General features: G+C 66.0%; 1 protein-coding gene. It reads right to left on the bottom strand.

Going from position 1 to position 989, the window contains the following annotated elements; all coding sequences use genetic code 11:
• The coding region (tuf, locus tag CEK66_RS19855) for an elongation factor Tu (protein ID WP_152238040.1) at window positions 1-989 on the bottom strand (989 nt) is incomplete at both ends.

Raw genomic sequence — 989 nt, 5'->3', positions numbered from 1 at the left:
CCGCCTTCGCGGATCGCGAAGCGCAGGCCTTCGTCCATCGCCACCGGGTTGATCAGCGTCACCACCATCTTGACGTTGTCGCCCGGCATCACCATCTCCACGCCTTCCGGCAGCTGCACCGCACCGGTGATGTCGGTGGTGCGGAAGTAGAACTGCGGACGGTAGCCCTTGAAGAACGGGGTGTGACGGCCGCCCTCGTCCTTCGACAGCACGTACACCTCGGCTTCGAACTCGGTGTGCGGCTTGATCGAACCCGGCTTGCACAGCACCTGGCCGCGCTCCACGTCGTCACGCTTGGTGCCGCGCAGCAGCAGGCCCGCGTTGTCGCCCGCCTGGCCCTGGTCCAGCAGCTTGCGGAACATTTCCACGCCGGTCACGGTGGTCTTCTGCGTCGCACGGATGCCGACGATTTCGATTTCGTCGCCCACCTTGATGATGCCGCGCTCGATACGACCGGTCACCACGGTGCCGCGGCCCGAGATCGAGAACACGTCTTCCACCGGCATCAGGAACGGCTTGTCCACGTCGCGCTGCGGCTCCGGGATGAACGAGTCCAGCGCGTCCACCAGCTTCAGGATCGCCGGCACGCCGATCTCGCTCTGGTCGCCTTCCAGCGCCAGACGGGCCGAACCGTGGATGATCGGGGTGTCGTCGCCCGGGAAGTCGTACTTGCTCAGCAGCTCGCGCACTTCCATCTCGACCAGCTCAAGCAGCTCGGCGTCGTCGACCATGTCGGCCTTGTTCAGGAACACCACGATGTGCGGCACGCCGACCTGGCGCGACAGCAGGATGTGCTCGCGGGTCTGCGGCATCGGGCCGTCAGCGGCCGAGCACACCAGGATCGCGCCGTCCATCTGCGCCGCACCGGTGATCATGTTCTTGACGTAGTCCGCGTGACCCGGGCAATCCACGTGCGCGTAGTGGCGCGTCGGGGATTCGTATTCCACGTGGGCGGTCGAGATCGTGATGCCGCGCGCCTTCTCTTCCGG

The organism is Xanthomonas sp. LMG 12460 (assembly GCF_009192895.1).
In the GTDB taxonomy this organism is placed as follows: domain Bacteria; phylum Pseudomonadota; class Gammaproteobacteria; order Xanthomonadales; family Xanthomonadaceae; genus Xanthomonas_A; species Xanthomonas_A sontii.
The sequence above is the reverse complement of the archived record's forward strand: the minus strand, read 5'-3'. Positions and strand labels throughout refer to the sequence as shown.